This is a genomic window from Streptomyces rectiviolaceus, assembly GCF_039533825.1.
In the GTDB taxonomy this organism is placed as follows: domain Bacteria; phylum Actinomycetota; class Actinomycetes; order Streptomycetales; family Streptomycetaceae; genus Streptomyces; species Streptomyces rectiviolaceus.
The window spans coordinates 74416-97942 of sequence record NZ_BAAAUG010000069.1 but is presented as its reverse complement, the minus strand read 5'-3'; the positions used below and the strand labels follow the sequence as shown (position 1 = coordinate 97942).

General features: G+C 71.4%; 18 protein-coding genes and 1 pseudogene. 10 read left to right on the top strand and 9 right to left on the bottom strand.

The genetic code is table 11. From position 1 onward, the window contains the following. Window positions 1–87 precede the first annotated feature (87 nt). Together ABD378_RS20030 and ABD378_RS20025 are read right to left on the bottom strand one after the other, a co-directional pair. Window positions 88–1149 carry a dihydrodipicolinate synthase family protein gene (locus ABD378_RS20030; RefSeq protein ID WP_344522292.1) on the bottom strand — a complete coding sequence of 354 codons (1062 nt, stop codon included), beginning with the start codon at window positions 1147–1149 and terminating at the stop codon, window positions 88–90. Continuing rightward, window positions 1149–2183 carry an NAD-dependent epimerase/dehydratase family protein gene (locus ABD378_RS20025; RefSeq protein ID WP_344522291.1) on the bottom strand — a complete coding sequence of 345 codons (1035 nt, stop codon included), beginning with the start codon at window positions 2181–2183 and terminating at the stop codon, window positions 1149–1151. The genes ABD378_RS20030 and ABD378_RS20025 overlap by 1 nt, the downstream gene beginning before the upstream one ends. A 122-nt stretch (window positions 2184–2305) precedes the next feature. On the opposite strand from ABD378_RS20025, the gene ABD378_RS20020 reads away from it, so the two are divergent. From ABD378_RS20020 to ABD378_RS19995, 6 genes are all read left to right on the top strand, one after another. Then, window positions 2306–3445 carry a GntR family transcriptional regulator gene (locus tag ABD378_RS20020; protein WP_344522290.1) on the top strand — a complete coding sequence of 380 codons (1140 nt, stop codon included), beginning with the start codon at window positions 2306–2308 and terminating at the stop codon, window positions 3443–3445. Between the two features lie 111 nt (window positions 3446–3556). Further along, window positions 3557–4579, top strand: coding sequence for a Gfo/Idh/MocA family protein (locus tag ABD378_RS20015; RefSeq protein WP_344522289.1), 1023 nt, complete (start codon window positions 3557–3559; stop codon window positions 4577–4579). Then, window positions 4576–5418: a sugar phosphate isomerase/epimerase family protein gene (locus ABD378_RS20010; protein WP_344522288.1), complete on the top strand. Its 843-nt coding sequence runs from the start codon at window positions 4576–4578 to the stop codon at window positions 5416–5418. The genes ABD378_RS20015 and ABD378_RS20010 overlap by 4 nt, the downstream gene beginning before the upstream one ends. Window positions 5419–5489: 71 nt before the next feature. Further along, complete coding sequence (locus ABD378_RS20005; protein WP_344522287.1) at window positions 5490–6806, top strand: ABC transporter substrate-binding protein; 1317 nt, start codon at window positions 5490–5492, stop codon at window positions 6804–6806. Then, entirely contained in the window at window positions 6803–7789 is a 987-nt protein-coding gene (locus ABD378_RS20000; RefSeq protein ID WP_344522286.1) for a carbohydrate ABC transporter permease, read from the top strand. The genes ABD378_RS20005 and ABD378_RS20000 overlap by 4 nt, the downstream gene beginning before the upstream one ends. Further along, the gene (locus tag ABD378_RS19995) at window positions 7786–8643 is read left to right on the top strand and encodes a carbohydrate ABC transporter permease (RefSeq protein WP_344522285.1); all 858 of its coding nucleotides are present in this window, start codon (window positions 7786–7788) and stop codon (window positions 8641–8643) included. Before ABD378_RS20000 ends, ABD378_RS19995 begins: the two co-directional genes overlap by 4 nt. Window positions 8644–8897: 254 nt before the next feature. Here the strand turns inward: ABD378_RS19995 and ABD378_RS19990 are convergent, their stop codons facing one another. Then, window positions 8898–10019 (bottom strand): serine hydrolase domain-containing protein, encoded by a 1122-nt coding sequence (locus ABD378_RS19990; RefSeq protein WP_344522284.1) that lies wholly within the window; start codon window positions 10017–10019, stop codon window positions 8898–8900. A 131-nt stretch (window positions 10020–10150) separates the two neighbouring features. On the opposite strand from ABD378_RS19990, the gene ABD378_RS19985 reads away from it, so the two are divergent. Both ABD378_RS19985 and ABD378_RS19980 read left to right on the top strand, forming a co-directional pair. Further along, the gene (locus ABD378_RS19985) at window positions 10151–10783 is read left to right on the top strand and encodes a TetR/AcrR family transcriptional regulator (protein ID WP_344522283.1); all 633 of its coding nucleotides are present in this window, start codon (window positions 10151–10153) and stop codon (window positions 10781–10783) included. A 290-nt stretch (window positions 10784–11073) separates the two neighbouring features. Next, window positions 11074–11654 (top strand): annotated as a pseudogene (locus ABD378_RS19980) (IS5 family transposase); the annotation flags it as partial. A gap of 196 nt (window positions 11655–11850) precedes the next feature. Here ABD378_RS19980 and ABD378_RS19975 read toward each other — a convergent pair. Further along, a complete protein-coding gene (locus tag ABD378_RS19975) occupies window positions 11851–12378 on the bottom strand; it encodes a peptidoglycan DD-metalloendopeptidase family protein (RefSeq protein ID WP_344522282.1) in 528 nt (175 codons plus the stop codon). A gap of 263 nt (window positions 12379–12641) precedes the next feature. Between ABD378_RS19975 and ABD378_RS19970 the strand changes: the two genes are divergently transcribed. Both ABD378_RS19970 and ABD378_RS19965 read left to right on the top strand, forming a co-directional pair. Beyond that, window positions 12642–13136 carry a hypothetical protein gene (locus ABD378_RS19970; protein WP_344522281.1) on the top strand — a complete coding sequence of 165 codons (495 nt, stop codon included), beginning with the start codon at window positions 12642–12644 and terminating at the stop codon, window positions 13134–13136. Window positions 13137–13445: 309 nt separating this feature from the next. After that, window positions 13446–13793, top strand: a complete 348-nt coding sequence (locus tag ABD378_RS19965; protein WP_344522280.1) for a hypothetical protein — start codon at window positions 13446–13448, stop codon at window positions 13791–13793. A 38-nt stretch (window positions 13794–13831) separates the two neighbouring features. Here the strand turns inward: ABD378_RS19965 and ABD378_RS19960 are convergent, their stop codons facing one another. The 5 genes from ABD378_RS19960 to ABD378_RS19940 are packed head-to-tail and all read right to left on the bottom strand — an operon-like array spanning window position 13832 to window position 23520. Beyond that, window positions 13832–15142: a DUF6519 domain-containing protein gene (locus tag ABD378_RS19960; protein WP_344522279.1), complete on the bottom strand. Its 1311-nt coding sequence runs from the start codon at window positions 15140–15142 to the stop codon at window positions 13832–13834. A gap of 53 nt (window positions 15143–15195) precedes the next feature. Beyond that, window positions 15196–17316, bottom strand: a complete 2121-nt coding sequence (locus tag ABD378_RS19955) for a hypothetical protein (RefSeq protein ID WP_344522278.1) — start codon at window positions 17314–17316, stop codon at window positions 15196–15198. Next, window positions 17313–20459 (bottom strand): putative baseplate assembly protein, encoded by a 3147-nt coding sequence (locus tag ABD378_RS19950; protein ID WP_344522277.1) that lies wholly within the window; start codon window positions 20457–20459, stop codon window positions 17313–17315. The genes ABD378_RS19955 and ABD378_RS19950 overlap by 4 nt, the downstream gene beginning before the upstream one ends. Beyond that, window positions 20456–23161, bottom strand: a complete 2706-nt coding sequence (locus tag ABD378_RS19945; protein WP_344522276.1) for a putative baseplate assembly protein — start codon at window positions 23159–23161, stop codon at window positions 20456–20458. The genes ABD378_RS19950 and ABD378_RS19945 overlap by 4 nt, the downstream gene beginning before the upstream one ends. After that, on the bottom strand, window positions 23158–23520 hold the full coding sequence (locus ABD378_RS19940; RefSeq protein ID WP_344522275.1) for a GPW/gp25 family protein: 363 nt from the start codon (window positions 23518–23520) through the stop codon (window positions 23158–23160). The genes ABD378_RS19945 and ABD378_RS19940 overlap by 4 nt, the downstream gene beginning before the upstream one ends. Between the last annotated feature and the right edge of the window lie 7 nt (window positions 23521–23527).

The window sequence follows — 23527 nt, the reverse complement described above, 5'->3', positions numbered from 1 at the left end:
TTTCCTCTTTCCGGTGTGTGTTCCGGTGTATGTCCCGGCGATGGGGACTGATGGGGTTGGTGAGAGTTGCGGCTCGAGGGGCTGGCCTCACGACAGCCAGCGGGGCAGCCCCTCGGCGACGAACACGTCCTCCTCTCGGAGCCAGGAGTAGGTGGTGTGTACGCGGGCGATCTCCTCGGCCTGGCCGGGCGAGAGGCCTTCCGCGGGATCCAGGCACCAGGTGCCGGTCAACAGGCCCTGGCGGCGCAGCACTTCATGGACTCCGGCAATGCAGCCGGCGAAGCCGCCGCGCACGTCGTAGACGGCCGCGTTGGCGTCGGTGTCCCCAGCCAGCCGGGCCACGGCGCGCTGCCGGGCGGCCGGGTCGCCGGTGCGGGCGGCGTGGATGTCGTCGAGCAGCTGCACCGCGGAGCGGGTCCACACCGCCCAGTGGCCGAGGAGCCCGCCGGTGAAGTGGCGCACGACCGGGCCCGCGGGGCCGGAGACGTGGTAGGGGGTGAGCAGGTCGGCGACGATGCTGTCGTCGTTGCCGGTGTACAGGGCCACGTCGGCGCCGCGGTCGGAGGCGGCGATGCCCTGGACAAGTTCGAGGGTGCGGTACCGGTCGAACGGAGCGGCCTTGACGGCGACGGTCGACTCCTGGTCGGCCAGCCGTTGCCAGTAGGCGCGGGGAAGATAGCGGCCGCCGACGGCCTCCTGGAGGTAGAAGCCGATCACGGGCAGCACCTCGCCGATGGCGGCGCTGCGGTCCAGGAGCGCGTCCAGGTCCGCCTCGGGCAGCCCGGCCGGGGAGACGAGGACGGCGTCGTAGCCCAGCTCGCGGGCGGTATGGGCCTCCTGGACGGCCTGCCGCACGGGTCCGCAGACACCGGCGATCCGCAGGAAGGGCCGGTCGCCGACGGCCTGGCTGGCTTCCTGCGCGGCGAGTTCGAGCACGGCGCGCAGTAGTCCGTGGTCCCGGACGGTGAACTGGGTGGTGTGGACACCGACGGCCACACCACCGGCACCGGCCGCCATGTAGTAGCGCGTCAGGGCGCGTTGGCGGCGCTCGTCCAGGGTGCGGTCGGCGTGCAGGGCCAGGGGGTGAGCAGGGATGACGGTCCCGCGGTGCAGGAGTTCGGCGGTGCCCGGGGGCAGGGTGGGCACCATCAGAAGCGACCGTCCCTGCGCTCGAACTTGGTGGACTTGTCCCACAGTTCGTTGCCTGCGAGCAGCCAGGCTGCCTGCAGGTCGACCAGCTGCCCGAGGGTGCGATCCGGGTAACCGAACAGCGCGTGGCAGGCGGTGGCGTCGCTGAGCAGGCTGGTCCCGGGCAGCTCCCCGGCGAACTCGGCCTTTACCTCTAGGCGTTCGGCCAGCCGCAGGGCGAGCGTGCGGATGCCGGCCGTCTCCGGTCCGGTGAGGTTCAGGGTGAAGGGCGTGCCGCCGCGGGCGTGTCCGATGCTGCGCAGGACGACCTCGTTGGCGTAGCGCTGCCAGACGACGTTGACGGCGCCGGTGTCCAGAGCGACGGGCTGCCCGGCGAGGAGGGTGCGGGCGAGGTCGGCGAGCACGCCGTAGCGCGGCTCGACGGCGTAGTTGAGGCGGATCAGGGCGACGGGGGTGTTCCGGGTGCGGGAGGCGTGGGTGAAGACCCGCTCGCGGCCGAGGCAGGTGATGGCGTAGTCGCCCTGTGGCCGGTGTGTGTCCCCCTCCAGGGAGCCGCCTTCGACAGGGGCGGTCATCCCGTACACGTTGCCCGTGGACAGGGCGACGATCCGGGCTCCGGGCCAGCGCCGGGCGACGTGGTCGGGCAGCACCGTGTTGGTCAGCCACGCCTGCTCGGGCGCGGTGGCGGTGCCGAACTTGGCACCCACCAGGTGAATCACCGCGCCGGCGTCCGGCAGCGCGGCCAGGGCGCCCGGGTCGGACAGGTCGGCGGTGACCGCCTCGACGCCGTGCGCCGCGAGTTCCTCCCGTGCCGCCGGGTCCGTCCACCGGGACACCGCGAGGACCCGGGAGTCCGTGCGGCCCGCGCCGTCGAGCGCACGACGGGCCATGGTCGCGATCCCGGAGCCGGTCTTCCCGCCCGCGCCCAGGATCACCACGTCACCGGGCCAGGCACGGGCCTCGGCCACCAAGTCGGGTCCCGGCCGGCCGAGTTCCTCCTGAAGTTCCCGGACCTCAGTCAGCAATTCGCTCATCACTTCTCCCGCGCCGAAATTCATTCCTATTTGGGGAATGAATTTTCTGATTTCTTGTCGCACGGCCAGAAAAGCATCGAGGATCTATTGACGCAAGAGAATGTTTGGCGCAATCTCCTGGCATGAAGTCGGCAGGAAAGAATGATTCATTCCCTCGAGGCCCTAAATACCTGCACGTCGCGAAGCGGCTGCGCATGAACATCGAAAACGGCCTCTGGGCTCCCGGTGCCCAGCTTCCCGTCGAGCGCGAACTGGCCGACACGCTCTCGGTGAGCATCAACACGGTTCGCCGCGCCGTCGGGGAACTTGCCGCCGAGGGGATCGTCCAGCGTCGTCAGGGCGCGGGTACGTTCGTCACGCCCGTGGCCGACCCGCCCGCCGAGCCGGCGGGGGCATTGGGGGGCCGTCGGCTCATCGGTGTGCTCGTGCCGTCGACGACGTACTACTACCCGCGGGTCGTGGACGGGATCCAACGGGTGCTGCGGGACGCGGGCGTCGGTGTCGTCCTCGCGTCGTCCAAGTACGACCTCGACGTCGAGCGGGACGAGTTGCGGGCGATGCGGAACAGTGGCGTGCAGGGCCTGTTGCTCGTGCCGAACCTGCACATCATGAGCGACCCGCAGGGGTATGTGGACGATTTGCGGGAGCTCCCGCTGCCCCATGTTCTGGTGGAACGCAGGCCCCCGGCGCCGGAGCCGGACGACCCCACTTCGTATGTGGGCACCGACCATGGCGGTGGCGTCTGTCTCGCCCTGCGGCACCTGCATGGCCTGGGTCACCAGCGGGTGGGGCACCTGGGCAGGAGGCGTACCGGCACGTCGGCGCTCGTCGCCCAAGGCTTCGACGACGCCGCGGCGCTGCTCGGCCTCGACGTCGTCGACGGCGCGGTGGCCCGGCAGGAGAGGTGGGCGCCCGCGGAGATCGCAGCGTATGTGCGCTCCTGCGCCGCCGCACGCGTCACGGCCGTCTTCTGCCACGGCGACCGGGACGCCGCGGCGCTGGTGGTCGAGGCCCGGCGGCAGGGGCTCACGGTGCCGGACGACCTCGCGGTCGTCGCCTACGACGACGAGGTCGCGGAGGTCGGCGACGTGCCGCTCACCGCGGTCTCGCCGCCCAAGTCCGAGGTGGGCGCGCTGGCGGCCCAGCTCCTGCTGCGCCGGATGGAGGCGGGTGACGATGCGCTCTGCCACCGCGTGGAGATCCAGCCCCGGCTGGTGGTCCGCGCCTCCTGCGGCGCAGCCCAGACCTCGGTGCCGACCTGAACTCCCGTTCCGTCACTCTCATTTCCTTCACGATCCACTCGCCCCTCGCGCCGCGACTGTGCGCACCGCGCGCGTCGTTCGGTCCTTCCTCACCTTTCGACAGGAGATTGCATGAGCAGCGACCCGGTCACCGGTCGGTTCCGCATAGGCGTGATCGGCGCGGGGGGCGTCGGCGCCGCCCACGTCCGGGCGGCCGCGGACGCCCGGGCTTACCAGATAGCCGCGATATGCGACACGCGCCACTCTGCGGCCCGCGACCTAGCGCCTGCCGGTGTGCCCGTCTTCTCCGACCACCGCGACATGTTCGCGGCCGCTGAGCTCGACGCGGTCATCGTCGCGGCCCCGCACTCCCTGCACACCCCGATGGTCACCGACGCCGCAGCGGCCGGGCTGCACGTCCTGGTGGAGAAGCCGATGGCGACGACCGTCGAGGACTGCACCCGGATGATCGACGCCTGCGACCGGGCCGGCACCTTGCTCGCCGTTGCCCACGTCGTCCACTTCGACCCGCTGGCCCAGGAGGCGCGGCGCCTGGTCGCCTCCGGGGAGTTCGGCCGGCCCGTGCTGGTCACCCACCGGCGCTCGGCACACTACGAGCCCGGCTCGCGGCCCTCCTGGTTCTTCGACCGGGAGCTGGCCGGCGGCGGCATCGTCCTCAACGTCGGCACCCACGGCCTGGACCGCATCCAGTGGTTCACCGGCTCCCCGGTGCGGCGGGTCAGTGGCGTAGTCCGGGGCCGGGACGGCGTCGAGGTGGAGACCGACGCCCTCGCCCTGGTGGAGCTGGCCGACGGCACCAGTGCAAGCCTCGCCCTGACCAGCCGCGGCGCCCCGTACCTCGACGAGACCGAGGTGGTCATGGACCGGGCGACGCTGCGCGTCTCCGCCACCGAGGGCCTGTTCCTGCTGCGCGGCGGCAAGTCCGTCCGGCTGCTCGACGTCGACCCGCGTCGACAGGAGCGTGCGCTGCGGGCCCAGTTGGACGGCTTCGTCGCCGCAGCTCGCGGCGAAGCAGGCGCCCAGTACGTGGACGCCGCCTACGGCCGGTCGGTGGTGGCCGCCGCGCTCGCCGTGTACCGCTCAGCGGCGCAGGGCGGCCAGGTCGCCCTGCTCGCCGACGGAGTACCGGCATGAACCGGCGCGCGTTCAGCACCCTCGGCTGCCCAGGATCGGGCCTCGACGAGGTGGTCCGCCTTGCCCGGACCGGACCCTGCGACGGTGTCGAACTGCGCTGCGCAGCCGGCCAACTGGCCTACCCCGGCATGCCGGACGCCGAAGCCGACGCTCTCGCCGCTCACCTGGCCGCGGCGGGCCTGGACATCGTCTGCCTGGCGTCGTACGTGCAGGTCGCCGCCGACCGCGCGGACGTGGTGGAGGACCTGGCCGGGCACCTGCGCCTGGCCGCCAGGCTCGGCGCCCCCTACGTGCGGGTCTTCGGCGGCGGAGCCGACCAGCCGAAGGGACGGCGCGAGCGGGCGGTCCGCTGTTTGTCCCAGGCCGCCCCGCTGGCCGGGCAGCTGGGCGTGGACGTACTCCTGGAGACACACGACGAGTTCCTCACCGGCGCGCAGGTCGCCGACGTCCTCGAGGACGTCAACTCCCCTGCGGCGGGCGCGGTCTGGGACGCGGTCAACCCCTGGCGCGGCGGGGAGACCCCGGACCGCACCGCCGACGTACTGGGCCCCTGGATCCGGCACGTCCAGTTCAAGGACGTCGCCACACCCACCGACCTGCGTCCGGTCCTGCCCGGCCACGGCATCCTCCCGCTGGCCGCGGTCGTCGAGCAGTTGCACCGGCTCGGCTACCAAGGCTGGATCAGCCTGGAGTGGGAGCGCGCCTGGTACCCCGAGGCCGCCGATCTGGACCAGGCACTGACCGCCTTCCACCACGTACTCGACACTCTCGATCCACCCGCGGACACCCCGCCCTCTCCCGCCGGCCCCACCCCATCCGGTCGTCCTGTCCATCCCTGAAAGCCCCCGAAGAGGTGCGCCCATGTCCTCCCTGCCCTCCCTCCGCCCTTTCCGCTCCCGAGGCGGCTGTCATGACTAGCCGCCCACCGAGCAGGCGCGGCGTTCTGGCCGCCGGGCTATGGACCGCGCTGGCCGGCGTCGGCGCAACGTCCTGCGCCAGTGCCTCGGCCGGCCAGGGCAACCCCGACGGACCCGTCACCTTCTGGTCGGCGCTGCGCGGCACCGACACCCTGGTTGCCAAGTGGAACGCCATCCACCCCGACGACCCCGTCGACTATTCCCCCATGACCTCGGGCCTGGCGGGCGGTAACGCCAAGCTCTCGAACGCCGCCCGCGCCGGGAACGCCCCGGACATCGTCACCATCGTCGACGCCGACCTGCCGTCCTTCGCCATCGACGGCGTGTGCGCCGACATCACCGACCTGGTCACCCCGCGGCTGCGCACGCAACTCGGCCCGCAGGCATGGACCAACGGCAAGCTCGACGGCCGGGTGTACGGCATCCCGCTGGACCTGGGCCCCATGCTGCTCGCCTACCGCACCGACATATTCGACGCGCACCGCATCGATGTGCCCACCACCTGGGAGGAGTTCCACGAGGCGGCGCGCAAACTCAAGCGGCAGTCCGGCATCCACCTGACTACTTTCCACCCCAACGCCTACAACGTGTTGGCCGGGCACGCCATGCAGAGCGGCGGACGGTGGTTCGCCATCGAAGGCGACAGCTGGGTGGTCGACTTCCTCGACGAGCCCACCCGCCGGGTCGCGGACTACTGGCAGAAGCTGATGGACGAGGATCTGCTGCTCGTCGCCCCCGGCAGCAGCCAGGAGTGGATGTCCGCGCTGGCCCGCGGCCGGGTCGCGGCCCACATGGTCGGGCCGTGGGGTCTTGCGGCCCTGGCTTCCTCGGTGCCCGGCACCTCCGGTCGCTGGCGCGTGGCCCCGCTGCCGCAGTGGGGCACGGGCAAGCCGGTCCTGGGCACCGACGGCGTCTCCCTGCACGCCATCACCGCCGACAGCCCGCGCAAAGAGCGCGCTATGCGCTTCCTGGAATGGATGTCGACGACACCCGAGGCAATCACCGCCCGGCTCTCCAGCGGCCGATCAAGCCTCTTCCCCGCCGCGAAGAACCAAGTCGAAGCCGCCTCACGCCAGTTCAAGACCGACTTCTACGACGGCCAGGACCTGTACGGCCTGGTGACCGACCAGGCCCGCCTGCTGCGCACAGGCTGGACCTGGGGGCCACGGATGCAGGCCACCGCCACGTCCCTGCACAACGGCCTGGCCCGGCTCTCTTACGGCACGAAGATCACCGAAGCGCTGCGCACCGCGCAGGCCGAGACCCTGCCCGACATGCGCAGCCTGGGCCTGAAGGTGAGGCAGACATGAGTACATCCACCGCCCCCAGCAAGCTCCGAACCACGAGCGCACCAAGCGCTCCGACCACCACCGCGACCCGCTCGCGCCGTCCGCAGCGCCAGGCAGTGGGCGTGCTCCTCGGGCCCTTCACCCTGCTGCTGTTCGCCGTGTTCCTGATCCCGGTGCTGTACGCGGTCAAACTGAGCTTCTTCTCCGAGTCCCACACCGGCCTCGGCTTCGGCAACGCGCACACCACCTTTGTGGGGCTGCGCAACTACGCGGCCGTGCTGGCCGACCCGAGCTTCGTACAAGGCGTCGGCACCACGCTCGTGTACGCGCTGGTGTTCATCCCCCTGGTCCTGGCCGGTGCGCTCGCCCTGGCCCTGCTGTTCGACTCGGGCCTGGTACGAGCCCGTCAGCTGAGCCAGACCGTGCTCTTCGTGCCACACGCCGTACCCGGCATCATCGCCACCGTCATCTGGCTCTACCTCTACACGCCCGGCATCTCGCCCGTCCTCGACCTGCTGAGCAACGCCGACCTCACCGTGAACTTCCTCGGCCTGCGCATGCTGATCCCGTCCCTGGTGAACATCGCACTGTGGAGCGGGCTTGGCTACACCGCCGTCATCTTCTTCGCCGCGCTACGGGCCATTCCCCGCGAACTCATCGAGGCCGCCCAAGTCGACGGCGCGGGCCCGGTGCGCACGGCGCTGACCATCAAAGTGCCACTGATCCGCGGCACGCTGTCCACCGTGGCCATCTTCACCACGATCGCCGCACTCCAGCTGTTCACCGAGCCCATGCTGCTGAGCCGGGCCACCCCGCTCGTCGGCCCGCGCTACACGCCGAACATGTACATCTTCGACGCGGCCTTCACCCGCAACAACTACGGCCTGGCATCCGCCGCTTCGGTCCTCCTGCTGCTCGTCTGCTGCGCCCTGTCCTACGTGGTAACGCGCGGATCGGCCCGCACCGCCCGGCGCGTCCCCAACCCCAGGAAGGCCCGATCGTGAGCACCACCACCGCCTCCTCCACCCGGCCGTACGGCCGTATCGTCGCAAACGTCCTGGTCGGCGTCAGCGTTCTGTACGCGCTGCTGCCCCTGCTGTGGCTGCTGATGGCCTCCACGGTGGACGCGCAAGCGCTGTTCGCCTCCGACTTCTTCGACCTGTCCCACTTCGCGCTCGTGGACAACATCCGCACCCTCGTCACCCAGGACGACGGCGCGTACCTGACCTGGTACGGCAACAGCCTGCTCTACGCAGTGGGCGGCGCCGCGGTCGGCGCCCTGGTCAGCACCGCCGCCGGGTACGTCTTCGACAAGTTCGAGTTCACCGGCAAGCGGCCCCTGTTCGCCCTCATCCTGATCTCGGTGATGGTTCCGGCAACAGTGCTCGCCCTGCCGCTGTACCTGCTCGCCTCCGACCTGGGGCTCGCGAACACGGTGTGGGCGGTCCTGATCCCGGTCCTGTTCAACCCCTTCGGCGTGTATCTGGCGCGGATGTTCTCTGCCTCCTACGTGCCCAACGAAGTCCTGGAGGCCGCCAGGGTCGACGGCGCGAACGAACTGCGCAGCTTCTTCTTCGTGGGAATGCGGATGCTCGCCCCCGGCTACGTGACCATCTTCCTGTTCCAACTGACCGCGATCTGGAACAACTTCTTCCTGCCCCTGGTGATGCTCAACGACGCGTCGCTGTACCCCCTCAGCCTCGGTCTGTACAGCTGGAACTCCACCGCCCCGATCAACCCGGACTACTACCCGCTGATGGTGATCGGCTCCCTGCTGGCGCTGCTGCCGCTGGTCGTGGCATTCCTTCTGCTGCAGCGCTACTGGCGTTCGGGCCTCACGGCCGGCAGCGTGAAGTGACGCCGCGACGGTCGCTGTAGGGCTTTGCAACCGTAACGGCAGAGGCTGATCACATCGTCGTCGATCGTCTTGGTCGACAGCACCGACGTTCTTCAGCCGGGGGAGCAGGTTGAAGCCGAATCGGATCTGATTGCCAACTGAGCCCTACTCCGCCACGTCGCCCATGCGGACGCGCAGCTCGTGAATGCCCCGCCACAAGGACCGCGCCGCAGTCCTGCGCGACGTCAGTCCTTACTATCTGGCGCCGATGGGATCTACCCAGGCCTTCCGCAGTAACCCTGCTGGAAGGCAGCCCAGAAGTCCTCGTCGATCCCGGTGTCGGCGAACGAGTTCCAGTTGGTGTGGGCGACGAGTTGGTCGCGCCCGTCGCGGCTGTTGAGGGCGAAGGTCAGGTACCCGAGTGCGCTGCCACCGTGGCCGTACGCACGGCCGCAGCTGGTGGCGTAGACGTAGACCCCCAGGCCGTAGGCGACAGTGGGCGGGGCGCTGCCGGTTGTGGGGACCGTGTCGGTGAGCATCCGGCGAAGCAGGCCTGGGGGCAGGAGACGTCCTTGCAGCAAGGCCCGGTAGAAGCGCGCGATGTCGGCCGCAGTCGTGACGAGGGCGCCCGACGCACCAGCCTCGGATGGGCTGAACTCGGTGACGTCGAACCGGGTTGGGTCCGGCGCGTTCGGCAACAGGAGCGAGACGTCCGCGTAGCCGTGTACATGGCCTCCGTCGATGGCGGTCTGTGCCAGTGGGTACGAAGTGCCGCGCAGCCCGAGGGGGGCGAAGATGCGGCGTTCGAGGTTGGTGCGCAGGTCGCGGTCGGTGATCCGTTCGACGATCAAGTCGAGCAGCAGGTAGTTGGTGTTGGAGTACCGGAACCGGGTGCCGGGAGCTGGAAAGTACCGGGGCTGGGCAAGACCGATGCTGATCAGCTGGTCGCGGGGCCAGTACTGGTCAAGCCTGCTGAAGTAGGGAAGCAGCCCGTCGATGTAGTCGTACAGCCCGCTCGTGTGGTTGAGCAGCTGGCGGACAGTGATGGGCGCACCGGACAGCGCGTTGTCGGTGCGGACCTGGTCGGGCAGCAAGCTCTGCACGGTGTCGTCAAGTCGCAACCGGTGCTCGGCGACCAGTTGCAGGACGACCGTTGCGGTGAAGGTCTTGGTGACGCTCCCGGTGCGGAACTTCAGGTCCGGTGCCATCGGCGTGCCGGCGGAACGGTCGGCGACGCCGGCCGCGCCGAAACGGTCGTCCGAGCCACGGCGGGCGAGCAGGAAAGCGCCTGGGTTGGGGTTCGGGTCGGCCACCACCTGGTCGACCAGGGCCTGCAGGGCCGGGTCACGGCGGCTGCCGGCCGTCTGTCCGTCACTGGCCTGGCCCGCGCTGGCCATACCGGGGGGCAGCAGGAGAGCAAGAGCAAGTCCCAGCCCTAACAAGCGGGTTGAGCGTCGTCGGATCATCGCTAGGGCCCTCTCCGATAGCAATATAGACGTACGGTTATAGCACGCGATACCGTCCTCACGTGCCGAGAGTTGCCGACCATGACGCCCGACACGGGCAGATCACCGACGCCGTCCAACGCCTGATCGTGCGACACGGCCTCACCGCCGTGACCGTCGCGCGGACCGCCGCAGAAGCGGGCATGTCCGTCGGCCTGGTGCAGCACTACTTCACGGCAAAGGACGAGATGCTGCTGGCCACGTTCACCCGCGTCAACGGGCGTTTCACCGCACGAGTGGACGAGCTGGTGAACCGAGGTGAGGCCGAGGGCCACACCATCGCCGACATGCTGCGGCAGGCGCTGGCCGAGCTCATGCCGCTGAACGACGCCCGCCGCGCCGAGTTCCTGGTCCGTCTCGCCTTTGCAGACCAGGCCGCGCACAGCGCCCGCCTGGCCGCCGTCCAGAGAGAGACCCTCGTGGGCATCCGCTCACGCGTCGCCCAAGCCATCGGAAATGGCACGGTATGCGGCGAGGTCGCTCAGGGAATCGACGCGGCTGACCAGGCCCTGCAAATCGTCGCGTTCACCGAAGGACTCGCCCTGCACACGCACATAGACCCCGACGGCACATCGAAACCGGCTGTCCTCGCCGCGCTGGACGACCAACTCGGCCGCGTCTTCACCGGAACCTGCCGACGCGCCCAGCTCGGTTAGAGATCCGCAAGGCGGCACCCTGGGACACAACGCCAGCCTCAGGCCCAGCGCTGCTCAGAGCCGGGGCTTAGAAACACGCACTAACTGAGCGTTTCGCCCTGTCTAATGCCGTTACGTGATGGTTCGAGGAGGCTGGCAGGGCGACACTGAAGTGAGAGGTGAGCCACCAGTTCGCCGAGAGGCGCCAGAGGGCTGTTTGATCCCGATGCCTCCTGTCTGATCCCAACCTGGGCCCGCTCGTTGGTCTTTGGCCGCTGGTCGGGGTGGCCACCTCGCAGTACATCTGAAACATGACCGCCAACAGCGGCTACCCCAGCGACCTGTCCGACGAACGCCGGCAGCTGATCGAGCCGGTGCTCACCGCCTGGCGGGCCGAGCGCCGCGGCCGCGGCCTGGACATCGGCCGCCCGCCCGAACACGACCTGCGCTCGCTGATGAACGCGATCCTGTACGTGGACCGCACCGGCGTCCCCTGCGCTACCTGCCGCACGACTTCCCGCCCTGGCCCACCACACCTACCACTACTTCGCCTGCTGGCAGGAGGACGGTGTCTTCGCCCAGCTCACCGGCCTGCTGCGGCACCTGGTCCGCACGGCCCGAAGGACGCGACGGCGAACCGTCCGCCTGCGTGCTGGACTCCCAGACCATCAAGACCTCCGCCAACGTGCACCTGGCCGACCAGGGCACCGACGCGGGCAAGCGGATCATCGGCCGCAAACGCCACCTCGGCTGCGACACCCTGGGCCTGCTGCTGACCGTGCTGGTCACCGCCGCGAGCGTCTCCGACACCGCGGCCGGTGTCACTTTGCTCACCCGCATCGCCGCCGCCCACCCGCAGATACGCAAGGCATGGGTGGACGCCGGCTACCGCACCACCGGGCCGCAAGGGTCGCGCCCGCGCATACGCCGTCCTGTGGCAGCCCTTGACCGGCCTGGAACGCGCCATGACCGCGCCTTGGGGCTTCGGCCCGTCGATGCCGTCGATGACGCTGGGATCGAGCCGAGGGCGGCCAGCCCCTGCTGGATGCCGCGGATCGACCCGAGGTGGAAGATCTGTCCGCCCCAACTCAGGCGCCGATGGTGGGAGGTGAGCCGTCCTGGTTGAAGGTGACCGGTGTGACCGTGCCGGAGTCGGCCGTGTCCAGGAACATTCGGTAAAGGTCCACGCCCTGGTACGTGCCGCTGGGCGCGCCGCCGATGATCTCGACCAGCGCCAGGTGCAGATGCGGGTCAATGCCCGCGAACTCGTGGACCTGGCCCAGCACATCCCCGCGGGAGACCTGTGTACCGACGCCCAGCCCGCCCGGCACGTTGGTGAGGTGGGTGTAGAAGCCGCCCATCTCGTCGTTGGGGGAGCGCATAAAAAGCTGCGCGCCGTAGACCTTGCCACTGTCGGTGGCCGGGTCGTGCGGGCTGTACTTGGTGATGTGGGCGTCGAAGGCGGCGTGGACCTGTGTGCCTGCGGGGGCGCCGAGATCCATGCCGTACTGGATGTACCAGTGGGGCGACTGGTGGCCCCCCGTGCCGGGGCCGCCCAGGCCGGCGGTGAAGCCGCTGGGGAACGGGTTCGACATGTCGATGGTGAATGCGGACACCTGTCCTGCTCCTTTTTCGAGCCCCGGCCCAACCGCATTCAAGTCTCGCTCCCTGCCTGGTCGATGGCGACTGCAATAACCCTTCGGGAAAAGATAGTTGTGGAATGCGAAACGAATTCTGCGGTGGCTGCCCGAGGGCGTCGCTCCTATACTGGAACCGGTACCCGCTTGATCCGAATTTCCGTGATCCGGCGGCGGTGAATGCCCTCAGTCGGCGTTCCTCAATCTGCGCTCCCGCCTCTCGGAGCCTCTCGGAGGCCGTCATGACCTGGTCCAACGTGACCGACTTGGAACCAGGCGACGTCATCAGCATTCCCGGTGTGAACCATGTCTTCAACGATGACGTGATGCGCACGGGAGGCAGCATCGCCTGGAACGACCGGAATCCCGGGAACATAATCAGCTCTGGCGAAGCCGTGAGTATCGGCGCGTATCCCGGAAAACACCATGACATCCTCGCGTTCTTCGCCGACGACGAGACGGGATTCCACGGGTCCCATGACCCGCAGCGGTACGCCCAGCAGGTCGCCGACGCGATCCGGCGGGTGGAGGGCTGGCGGCCCGACCCGGACGACCTGTACGTCACGACGACCGGCAACGGCTCGACGGGCTCGGCGAACTCCGGCCAGACACAGCCGCTGGGAGTGAACGTACCGGTGGACTTCGTGCAGGACCTCTTCCTGCGGGACTACGACAGCGCCTCCGTTTCGTCACCCGTGGAGGGTTCGGCCTACTACGTCACCTACCTCGTCGACTAGGTCACGACAATGGACGGCGCCTGGACATGTGAGCGTTGCGGAGCCGAGGCGCCGCCCGACGCCCAGCGCTGCCGCAACTGCGGTGCCTGGCTTGCGGCGTACGACGAGGGCCAGGACTCGGTGACGCGAGGGTGGCGGCGCCACTGGCCCGGGACCGTGTTCGCGCGGCCGAAGCCACCGCCTCCACCACCCCCGCCGGACATCCCCCCACCACCCCGGTGGAATCCCCCGGTTGAGCCGGAGCCGGAGCCGGAACCGCAGCCCCCGCTCCCCGTCGGCACCCTCCAGGGCACCGGCAGCGTCGAGGGCGTGGCGCGCAACGTGCAGTTGCGCACCGAGGTGCGCGGCAGCGGGGGCAACACCGGCACGGTCATCGTCTGCAACTTCCGCGTGGAGGTGTACGACCGCCGAGGCCGCCCCGTACGACTGGTCCCGGTGGAAATGCGCGGCGACTCCTTCGAGGGCGCAGTCAATGAGGGGGACCGGGTGCGCGCCGAGGGCAAGGCCAGACGCGGCACGCTGCGGGTCAAGCGCCTGTACAACCAGACCACCGGCGCCGAAGTGTCGACCGGCGGCACGCACTGGGTCGTGGCCCTTCTCGTCCTCCTGGTCTTCGCCGCATGGATGATCTTCATCTTCTTCTTCGCCGGACGTTGAATGCTCTTCGCCGGACCCTGACCCGCCGCCCCGCCGGCCTACCGCCGAGGCGGAAACGGAACCCGTAGATCGACCAGCTCGAAACCGTCGCCGCGTGGATCGATGTAGGCGAGCGGGGCGTAGCGGTAGTGAACCCCGTGGGGGCGGCGCCGCAGCGGCTCGCCCTCGCGGTTGCGGGACCATTCGACGTCCCCGGTGAGCACCCGGGCGGGGATGGTCCAGTAGTCGCCCCTGCGGTAGACGTGGGGCCCGTTGGTGCTCGCGAAGCGGATCTCGATGCCGTCCTCCAGCGGCAGCCACGCGCCCTCCCGTACGAGAAGGGCCGTTCCCTCCTCTCCGCACTCGCTGTCCCACCGGCGCAGGAAGGGGTGAAGGGACGGGCGCTGGCCGACGCCGGTGGGTTCGGCGTCGAGCACCACCCCGTGACCGGCGTAGTCGACCTTGCTGACCGTGTACAGCCGTCCGCACTTCGCGTCGGGCTGGTCCGACGCGGAGCGGCACACCGCGGCGTCGTCGACGATCTCCACCACGTCGCCCATGTCCACACCGAGCTTGTCGTCGCGGCCCAGTGTCTCCAGCTCGACCGTGGCACCGGCGATCCTCCGGACGGGCAGCACCACCGAGCCGTTCTCCCGCGACCACTTGAACGTCGCCGTCCCGACCGGGCCGCCCTGGTGCACCTCGACCCGGTACAACTGGTTCTCGGGTCCGCGGTAGCCGGGGGACAGGTCCTCGTCGGGGTGCCTGGTCCGGGCGGCGAGCCGACCGCGCGGGTGGAAGTCGCCCCGGATGCGCTCCCGCAGGAAGCCGACGGCGCTGCGCATGTCCGGCCGGAAGGAGCCGTGCTCCAGCGGGAGCCGGCACACCTGCCAGACCACGCGGGTGCGTGCCGTCGTGTCCGGGCCGCCCGGGCCGAGCGCCACCTCACGGATCCAGGGCGCCTCCGCCGCGGTGATCAGGCGCTCCCACACCCGCAGGTACACGAGGAACGGCCCGGACGGCAGCCGGTCGTCCTCCAGGTCGGAGTTGAGGTGGCCGTCGGGCTGGTCCCAGTAGTCGGTGCCGTCGCACTCGCAGAGGAGGCCGTCGACGTACATCCGGCCCGGTGCCACGCTGAAGGTGTCCCCGTCGAAACCGTCGACCCCGAACCCACCGAGGGCGTCCTCGTCCTTGTCGGGCGGGTATGAGGCCGGCCCCAGCAGATCGGCGGCGAGCGTGCGCACGTAGTGCAGGAGGATCGCGGACTGCTCGTTGAACTCGGCATCGAGCTGGACCCGCCCCTGTTGGGAGAGGACCGAGGAGAAACGCCGGGCGGGATCGAAGGTGACGCGGGAGAAGTCGCCGTGCATGAGGTGCTTCCTGCCTGGGCCGAGGGGAGTGGGGGCAGCGGGGTGCGATGGGCTCAGGTGACGAAGAAGAGCCCCGTGTCGCATCCGGCGGGGGTGTACTCGTCAAGCCGGGCGCGGAGGTTGTCCTCACGCTGCGGCTGGAAGAGGTGGTGCAGTGCGCCGGGTTCGCAGCCGTTGGCGCCGCCGCGGCGGATCGCGTCGGTGCAGTCGTCGGCGAGCCGCACGTAGCCGGGCAAGCCGTACCGGGTGGCCGCGAAGCGCAACTTCACCCGGTCCGGATCCCCGGAGTGGTCGGGTTCGCAGTGGAACCGGGGTGGGGTCGGGGAGTCTTTGGGCAGCCAGCAGAAACGCAGGGACCCCTGGTCGCGTCGCTCGACGAACACCTCGCCGGCCAGGAGGCAGTTCTCCAGCACGTCGACCGCGTGCGCGCGGACGGCTCCGAGGACAGTCGTGCGGCGGGCGGTGAGGAGGACGCCCGCGGGGCCGCCGCCCGGTGCGCAGATCGCCGCACCACCGTCCTCGGAGGCGGCGTCCACCACGCTGTCGTAGAGCTCGACGTGGTTGTCCTCGCCCGCGTCGACGGACAGGGCGCCGATGATGCTGTGGTGGATCTCGGTACGCACCGGACTGTCGGCGATGTCAAGGCTCGGCGCCCCCGGCGCCAGCGGCCTGCCGCCCGCCTCCAGCAACCAGCCCGGTACGAACGTGCAGTGCCGGATCACGAGACGCTGCACCGCGCCCCGCACCCGCACGCTGCCGCCGGTCACCAGCAGACCGTCGAGGACGATCCGCGCCGTCGGCTTTCCGGCGCCCGTGATGGTCAGGGCGCGCTGACCGTCGCCGCCGTGCCGTCCGGTCAGCCGGACGACGGGCCGCACACCGTCCGCGGCGCGCAGGGTCAGGCGGTCTCCCGGGTCGAGGCGGATGTTGGTCAGGTCCTCGTACACCTCGTTGGCGGTGAGCTCCACGATCACCTCCGTCTTGTCGCCGTGCGCCCGCTTCCCGGCGGTCCAGCGGTCGAGCGCGTCGGCGATGCTCGTGTGGTCCTCGCCGGGGCCCACCCGGTAACGCTCCGGGGCGTCGGCCGCCGCGGGGTCGGGGCGCGGGTACTCGCCGCCGCCGAGGTCGCCCGAGAACGCGTGGTGGTACGTCACCCGGACGCAGTGGGCGCGAGCCATGCCCGGCGACAGCGTGAGGCGGCCGAGCAGGGGGTCGACGGCGACCTTCCCGTGGTCCGGACGGTAACTCCAGTCGGACAGGTCGGCGGCGACGACATCGTCGAGCGGTACGACATCGCGGTCGGCGTCCGGACCGGTCCACACGCACAGGCTCTTTCCGGGCCCGTAGTAGTCGTAGAGCCGCTCGGCCAGGGCCCTGCGGCCGATGGGCTCCGGCACGTTCGTCTCGTCGGCGACATGGCCGCTCGACGGATCGGGCACGGGGGCGGTGTACAGGGGAGTGTCGATGGCGAGCACGTTGAAGGTGTAGCAGGCCCGCTCGCGATCCAGGCAGTACGCGGGGGCTCGTGTCACGGAGTAGGTGCGAAGCCGCCACAGGTGCAGGCCGACGGACCGGACGCCGTATCGGCCGGGGCGGCGGGCGGAACCGGCGCGTGGGACCTCCAGGGTGCGGGCGCAGTCGTCGAACGGGCCGCCGAGCCGGTCCAGGACCCCGGTGCGGCGTACGTCGACCAGCGCACCGCGCGCCGACCTGCGGCGGGCGTCGCGGCCGTCGGTGGAGTAGCGGCGCACCGGCTGGGTGAGACAGAGCAGCCGGTGGTACTCGACGACCCGGGACGGCCACCCGGCCACGCCGGACGCCAGGTCCTCGAGGAGAGCCAGGGTGCCCTTGCGGCGCCGGTGCGTGACCGTGTCGGCGACGTCCCTGCGGGGCACGGCGGCGGCCGGAAGGCCGGTGGCCCGGGAGGTGTCGTCCGACAGGGCGGCCGCGATGCGGGGCAGGATCTCGTACCCGACGAGATCCCCGAGGTAGGGCACCACCCAGTTGTCGCAGGTCTCGATGAACCAGTTGTCGTAGAGCCGCTCGATGTCCTCGTGGACCACGGCCGCCTGCTCGGCGACGACCGTGAGGAGTGCGCGCAGCGGGCCGCCCTGTTGTTCGTCGCGCCTGCGGTGCACGGCGGGCAGCAGCGCGTACAGCTCGTCCGGGGTCATGGAATCCTCCGCAGCAACAGGGTCCCCGGCACCGCCGGGTCGAGCAGGACGAGTTGGGCCGGACGAAGCATCAGCCGCGGGGGCCGCCGCTCGGCCGGGCCAGGCGCGGCCCGGCGGTCGAGGAACACCGTGCGGGCCTGCGCGGCGTCGACGACGGCGGCCGGATCCGGCGGTCCGCCGACGGGGGAGAGGTCGCGCACCGCGCGCGGCCCCGCGGACAGGGCGGGCACGCCGGAGGCGACGGAGGGATGCTCGGCGAACCTGACCACTTCGGCCGGGTCGGCGCCCTCCGGGATGCCGCCGAAGGCTTCCACGTTCACGGAGTCGACGCCCGTGACCCCGTGCGCGGCGGCGACGACGGCGCTCAGGTACACCGGCCGGGCCAAGTGAGCCTCCGCGAACCCCAGTTGGGTGGCCAGCGCCTCATGGACGCGGCGTTCGACCTTCTCCGGCAGGTGGCCGGGGGCCGTACGCACGCCGAGCACCAGCACGAGCCGGACGCGCTCGCAGGGCTCGACCCGCACGGGCAGCCGGGGGTCGCCGTACCGCCGCAGTGCCGTGTGCAGCCCGACGAGCAGCGCGGCGGAGGCATCCAGCGGGGCGTCGTCGGCGGCCGCGACGGTGACATGCAGGACGGGACGGCCGTCGTCCATGCAGTGCTGTGCGACGGCCTTGCCGACGCCCGCGAAGGCCTGTGCGAAGGACTGGTAGTCGCGCACCGACACCAGCCGGTCGAAGGCGGCAAGGCGCAGCGGGACGGCCCGGCGCAGTTGCGCAGGACCGTCGGCGTCGGCCCCGCCGGTCGCGGGCAGCGGGTTGGTGACTCCGCTGACGCCGGGCGGCCGGCTCACCAGCTGGCTGATCCGCCCGGCCGCGACATTGCCGGCGCGGCCGCCGCCGACACGGTAGCGGGCGGTGACGTTCTCCGTGCCCGACGGCAGCCGGGCGCCGTGCAGGCCGTCGCCGAATTCCACGGCGGCCCTGCCGTCCGGGCCCGCGCGCAGCCGGTAGACCTGGGCGGCGGGCCCCGCCTCGCCCAGATCGGCGGTGCGCTGCCACGCAACGTCGTCGACCCGGACGGTCAGCGCCTCCTCGCCGCCCTCGGCGGTCGCCGACGGCAGCCACGCCAGCGGACTCTGCCGCAGCGGAAGGACCTGGCCTGCCCGGCCGGAGTCACCGCTGCCGAGGATCTCCGTCACCGTCTCGCCCGCGGTGGCTGGGACGACATTGCCGTGCACGACGACCGTGTCCCGCCGGTAGCGGTGCGCGAGCGGCGCGGTCAACAGCAGCGTCGTGCACACCCGGTCGGCGAAGGCGTGGCGCACGCCCGCGAGGACGGCGAGCTCGCAGCCCGGCACTCCCGTGCCGGAGCCGGGAAGGACGTCCGTGCGCTCACCGGAGACGATGAGCAGCCGTCCGGGGGCGAGTCCCTCGAAGATGCCGTCCAGCGTGAGGGCGTCGCCCTGCACGTCGGTCGGATCGGGCGGGGCGGCGAGCACCAGCGGCTCCCCCGCGGCCCACACGGTGGTGGCCCGCCGGGCGGCGATGTCGTCGCAGTCCTCGGTCCACGGCCCGGCAAGGCGCAGCCGCGTCACCCGTACGGCGTCCTGACCGTTCGCCACCGAAAGGCGGCCGACCTCGGTGACCTTGACGACACGGGTACGGGGACGGCCCACCACGCCCACCCCGATCCAACTCCCCGGCTCGATCTCCTCGTGCACCGCGTCCAGGAGCAGAACGTCCGTCGCGAGCGGAACGGTTTCGTCCGGCTGCGCCCGTACGGCGGCGCGCAGCAGCCGTCGCACTCGGTCGTCGTCCGGGATGGAGGCACCCAGCGGGGCCGCCGTGACGCGGAAGCGCTGCACCCCCCACCGGGGGGCGGCCCGGACGTGGACGGCGGTCAGCGCCTCGTACAGGGACGCGGTGAGGTGGGGCTGGTTGCCGGCCAGCAGCCGGGGCAGGCCGTCGGAGCCGGCGCCCAGCGCATCGGCGACGGCGGGCGGGGTGCGCGGCGCGGGCTCGCTCCGCTCGATCGCCCGCAGCAGCGGGTCCACGGCGTGCAGCATCGGGCGGCCGGGACTGCCGAGATCGCGCTGTAGCGCCTCCGCTTCGGCCGATGCCGGTCGCGCGGGCTTGTCGGCCATACGGTGCACGGCATCCTGCACCGTGGCGAGCCGGACGGCGGCCCGCTTGGCCAGGGCGTCGGCGTCCTTACCCCCGCCGAGGTCGGCGAGACGCTCGCGCAGTCGGCGCAGCCTGCGGTCCAGCCGGGCCGCGAAGGTGTCCGGGTCGCGCAGCTCCTCGGCACGGTCCCGCACCTCCCGCAGCAGCGCGAGGAGCTCCTCGAAGGGGCCGCGCGAGGGCGCCCGGCGAGCGGTTTCCTCCACGTCCTCCATGAGCGCGTCCACCGCGCCGTCCAATTGCCGTGTCGCGTCCGGCACCCGCAGTCGTACGGCGGTCCGCCCTCTCGCGGGATCCGGTTCCACGTCCCCCACCACCCGGGTCACGTTCAGCCGGGCATCCCGGTACTTGAACAGCAGACGGTCACCGGGGCGCAGGACGGCCTTGACCCCTTCGACGTCGATGGACGGGGTGATGCCGGCGAGCTCGGCCGCGATGCCGGCCGACCCGGTGGTGCGCACGGGCAGTTGGTTCCAGTCGGCCCGCGCGGTGAGGTCCTCGGCGGTCTCGAAGACCAGCGGCAGCCCGCCGGGCTCCGGTTCGCTCCGTACCTGCGAGCCGGCCGGTACGACACAGGAGGTGCCGGCGTCCAGTGTGTAGGCGAGGTGGCTGGCGGCCGCCAGCGTGGGGTGCGGCCGGTGACCGACAAGGCGGCCCAACCGGACCAGCGACTCCTGCTCGGTCGCGGTGCGCAAGAACCCCTCGTCGGCGATGCGTTCCTGATAGAAGGTCAGCACATCGGCGACCACGGCCCACGCGTCGAGCAGGGCGATCGAGGCGTCGTCGGGCTCCCGGGTCGTGAGCGCGGCAAGGGCGTCCCGCTGGCCGGGTCCCTCCCCGGCCAGCGGGAGCCGGGCCAACATGGCGTCCAGGAACTGCTGATGGGTGCCGACGCGATACGACAGCGCGGGCTGTCCGGGCCGGTTCCACACCGGCGTCGAGGGCGGCTCAGGAGCGCTCATCGTCCGCCTCTCAGACGCAGCACAAGCAGCCCGTTCTCCGGGCGCGTGATATCGCCGTCGAGCCGCGGGACCTCCCGCGGGCGCAACCGCAGCTCCCCGGAGGGCGGCACGTCCGGGCCGTCGGCCACATGCCGCCTGCGCAGCCGTGTGACCTCCGCGTGCCGCACTCCGGGCACCGCCATGGCGACGGCCACCAGGGCACTGGCCCGCACCGGGGTGCCGAAGGTGAGCGCCGCCGGGTCGAAGAACCCCGCGTACCTGGGCAAGAAGCGGCGCTCGAGTGCCTGCCGTACATCGGAGGTGACGTGGTGCGGGTCGACCAGGACGTACAGCGCCACATCGAGCGGCACCAACTGCGCGGGGTGGGTGACGACCTCGTGGCCGATGCGCCGGTAGCGGTGCAGTGCGGAGCGCACGTCCTCAAGGAGCTCCGGCGACGCCACGGCGGTGCGCTCCGGATCGACCGCCACGTCGGCCTCGTACCAACTGCCGGTCCAGCGCAGGGTGGCGGCGGCGCGCTGCACGCCGGGGCGGCCTTCGGATAGCGTGGCGTAGTCCTCGGCGGTGACGGCGCGTAGCAGCGTACGGAAGGGGGCGCGGGGCGCGGCGAGGCGCACATCGGCCACCGGCTCCGGATCGGTGCCGCCGGTCGCAGGCACCGGGTTGCGCACCCGCGTGACCAGGCCCGCCAGGTCCCCGTCGCGGTGCGCGATCCCGTTGACGGCCTCGCTGCCGGCGTTGCCCGCACTGCCGTTGCCCACGCGGTAGATGGCGCGCAGCATGGTGCCCGGGCGGGGCGACCGTCCGCAGCGGTCGTCGCCGAACCGCAGGGTGAGCCCCCCGTCGTCGTCGCTCTCGCCGACCACATGGCGGTCGCGCGGGCCGCTCTCCAGCAGGTCACGGCGCGGTGTCCACCGAGCCCGTGCTCCCTCCGCCTCCAGCAGATGTACCGCGGGCAGCGCCTCGCGCGGGTCGGGGCGCAGGGCGGTGCTCGCGGGGCCGTGCAGGGAAGGGTTGGCCGGGTGCAGGCCGCCTGCGGCCCGGGCACCCCAGGTGCGCCGGATCTCCCAGTCCGCTTCGTCGGGGTCGAGCACGTATCCGGAGTCGGCGCGGCGGGCGAGGGCTTCGAGGCGGCGCAGCGGGGCGGCGAGTACGCGGTCGAAGCGGGCGAGCAGGCGGGCGGCCCGGTGGGGGTCGCTGAGCCCGGAGGGGCCGAAGAGCGCTTCCAGGAGGTCCCGGCCTCCGTCGTCGATGCCCGCCTGCTGGTGCAGGTCGCGCAGCAGTTCACGGGCCCGGACGGCGAGGCCGCGCAGGTGCCGGGCCTGGGCGGCTGCCAGGTCCGCCGGGCGGGGGTGGGGCGGGGACCAGGTGACGGGCGCGCCGCGCACCGCCGCCCTGAAGGGGCGGGCCGTCTTCGGCACCTCGATGAGCTCGTCCGTGTCGCCGCCGGGCAGCCAGGTGTTCGCCAGACCGTGCTCGACCAGGAGCGCATTGCCGCGGGCCAGCACGGTCGCGCTCGTCCAGCCGTCGGGTCCGGGCGGGTTGCCCACCCACAGCGGGAACGTGAGCGCGTCCTCCTCGGCCCAGGCGATCTTCACGACAGGGGTGCCGTCGTTCGCGTCGTGGTCCTGGACGGCACGAGTGAGCCGGACCGCCTGCCGGTGGCCGGGGTCGGGTGGGCCGCCGTCGGGGGCCCGCAGCTCTTCCAGAACGAGTAGGTCACCGGGGGCGAGGTCCAGCGCACGCTCCACGTCGAGCAGCGCTGCCCGCGTGGTGCCGACAGGCAGCTGGAACGCGTCCTGACGCCACGCCCACAGCGCGATGCCGTTGTGCTCCGGACGCAGCCGCATCCCGCGCCGCTCCAAGGGCCGATAGACCGGATGCGGCCCCGAGACGAGGGCCTCGACGGACAGCACCGGGCCGAGCGTAGGGCGCAGCGCGTCATCCGGCTGCGCGGCGAAGGCCAGATCTTCGGTGCGCACCGACCGCGGTGCGGACGTCTCCACGCACACGACCGTGCGGGCCGCGCAGCCGTCGTGCATTGGGTAGCCGACGAGGCGTGCGTGCCGCCGCACCGAGGTGCGCAGCCGCGCGGTGTCGAGGTACGCCTCGGTGGCGACGGCGTCCTGCTGGTAGCTCAGCCGGTCTCCGACATGGGCAAGGAGCTCCACCAGGGTGACCCAGAGGTCGGGGACGTGGCGCTCGGTCCACTGCGGCAGGGTGAGGGAAAGACGCTCCAGGAGGAGGCGCCGGAAACTGGCGTAGTCCTTGGCCAGGTAGTCGATGGACGGTGCGGGGCGGCCCGGCGCCCGGGTTGTGCCGGAGATGTCCTCCGGGCGGTGGGCGGTGGGCCGGAAAGTGAAGTCGGCCCGGTCGAGGGCGCCGTGGAAACCGTGCCCCAGGACGCGCAGGCGGTACGTGGACTCGTCCCCGGGGCGGTCGAGGAACAGCCGGAACCGCTGCGCGGGCGCACCGCTGCCGGACTCCTCCGTGCCGGGCTCCAGCTCCTCGCCGAGCTCGGGGACGACCCGCAGTACGCGGATGCCGACGACCCGCTGTCCGCCCTCGATCACGAAGCTGGCGCGGTCCACGTGCCGCGGCAGCACCCCGGAGAACCTCACGCTCAGCGTTCGCCGGTCCGGGTGTGCCCGTACCTCCTCGATGCCGGCCGGACCGCTCCGGCGCCCGTCCGCCACGGTCATGAGCCGGTCCCCCCACTCACGGTCAGTGTGTGGTTCTCCCCGGTGGCCATCAGGACATAGGCGACCCGCACATGGAGCGTCGCCTCGTCTGCGGTCACGGTGAGGGACTCCACCGTGAGCAGGTCGCCGAGCCAGCGCTGCAGGGCCGCCTGGGCGGTCGCCTCCAGGGTTGCGGCGACTTCGGGGCTGTTTCCGGCGAAGACCAGGTCGAGCAGGCCGCAGCCGAAGTCGGGCCGGTTGACCCGCTCGCCCGGGCTGGTGAAGAGGACCAGTTCGACCATGTCCCGGACGTGGTCGGCGTAGGCGGCCGACGCCGTGCGGCCACGGGCGTCGACGCGATAGGGGAAGGCGACGTCCATAACGCGC

What these genes read in the sequence shown, in the direction of transcription:
- ABD378_RS20015 (WP_344522289.1), top strand. Translation starts at nt 3,557, where the DNA reads ATGAGCAGCGACCCGGTCACCGGTCGGTTCCGCATAGGCGTGATCGGC.
- ABD378_RS19955 (WP_344522278.1), bottom strand. Translation starts at nt 17,316, where the DNA reads ATGACCCCGGACGAGCTGTACGCGCTGCTGCCCGCCGTGCACCGCAGG.
- ABD378_RS19945 (WP_344522276.1), bottom strand. Translation starts at nt 23,161, where the DNA reads ATGACCGTGGCGGACGGGCGCCGGAGCGGTCCGGCCGGCATCGAGGAG.
- ABD378_RS19970 (WP_344522281.1), top strand. Translation starts at nt 12,642, where the DNA reads ATGACCTGGTCCAACGTGACCGACTTGGAACCAGGCGACGTCATCAGC.
- ABD378_RS20030 (WP_344522292.1), bottom strand. Translation starts at nt 1,149, where the DNA reads ATGGTGCCCACCCTGCCCCCGGGCACCGCCGAACTCCTGCACCGCGGG.
- ABD378_RS20005 (WP_344522287.1), top strand. Translation starts at nt 5,490, where the DNA reads ATGACTAGCCGCCCACCGAGCAGGCGCGGCGTTCTGGCCGCCGGGCTA.
- ABD378_RS20020 (WP_344522290.1), top strand. Translation starts at nt 2,306, where the DNA reads ATGAAGTCGGCAGGAAAGAATGATTCATTCCCTCGAGGCCCTAAATAC.
- ABD378_RS20000 (WP_344522286.1), top strand. Translation starts at nt 6,803, where the DNA reads ATGAGTACATCCACCGCCCCCAGCAAGCTCCGAACCACGAGCGCACCA.
- ABD378_RS20010 (WP_344522288.1), top strand. Translation starts at nt 4,576, where the DNA reads ATGAACCGGCGCGCGTTCAGCACCCTCGGCTGCCCAGGATCGGGCCTC.
- ABD378_RS19990 (WP_344522284.1), bottom strand. Translation starts at nt 10,019, where the DNA reads ATGGCCAGCGCGGGCCAGGCCAGTGACGGACAGACGGCCGGCAGCCGC.
- ABD378_RS19940 (WP_344522275.1), bottom strand. Translation starts at nt 23,520, where the DNA reads ATGGACGTCGCCTTCCCCTATCGCGTCGACGCCCGTGGCCGCACGGCG.
- ABD378_RS19960 (WP_344522279.1), bottom strand. Translation starts at nt 15,142, where the DNA reads ATGCACGGCGACTTCTCCCGCGTCACCTTCGATCCCGCCCGGCGTTTC.
- ABD378_RS19950 (WP_344522277.1), bottom strand. Translation starts at nt 20,459, where the DNA reads ATGAGCGCTCCTGAGCCGCCCTCGACGCCGGTGTGGAACCGGCCCGGA.
- ABD378_RS20025 (WP_344522291.1), bottom strand. Translation starts at nt 2,183, where the DNA reads ATGAGCGAATTGCTGACTGAGGTCCGGGAACTTCAGGAGGAACTCGGC.